The sequence below is a fragment of the Leadbetterella sp. DM7 genome (genome assembly GCF_040829825.2).
GTDB lineage: Bacteria > Bacteroidota > Bacteroidia > Cytophagales > Spirosomataceae > Leadbetterella.
Map to the genome: position 1 here is coordinate 1 of NZ_JBFOLH020000046.1, position 681 is coordinate 681.

Genomic DNA, 681 nt, shown 5'->3' on the forward strand with positions numbered 1-681 from the left:
CAGGCAGAAACCGAAAACCGACAAACCCGACGAACCGAGAGGCTGACCACCCAGGCCCGCTTCCGTTACCAGGCTTCCTTAAGTGAGATCAGCTATGCAGACAGTCGGAACCTGAACAAAAATCTGATGGCTTCTCTAAGCGACTGTAGTTTTATCCCCAAAGGAGAAAGTATCATCATCACAGGAGCTACCGGATCAGGAAAGAGCTTTTTAGCCTCAGCTCTGGGACAACAGGCCTGCTTAATGGGCTTTAGGGTAATGTACTCGGCTACTTCAAAACTCTTTCACCGCTTGAAAATGGCACGCCTGGACGGATCATGGGTGAAAACTATGGAGCAGATTGCCAAGCAGCAATTGCTCATACTGGACGACTTCGCCATCGCCGGTATGGACAAGCAACAGGCTGTAGATCTGATGGAGGTGATCGAGGACCGGCATAACAAGAATGCTACTATCATTGCTACGCAGCTACCCATAGCGGCCTGGTATGATATCATCCCTGACAGTACTATTGCCGATGCCATCCTGGATCGGCTGGTGCATACCGCAACAAGAATCGAACTCAAGGGAGATTCATTAAGAAAAAACAGGTAACTTTGGCAGTATAATAATCCTATCACCAATAAGCGCCCACGGGTCAACGAAAACCGAAACGAGGGGTCAACGTCTCCGAAATATGCA

General features: G+C 49.0%; 1 protein-coding gene. It reads left to right on the plus strand.

What is annotated here, in order from left to right; genetic code table 11:
- Nucleotides 1-594 (plus strand): IS21-like element helper ATPase IstB (gene istB, locus AB2U10_RS19155; protein ID WP_367916687.1); only part of this gene is annotated, 594 nt, incomplete at its 5' end.
- Nucleotides 595-681 lie beyond the last annotated feature (87 nt).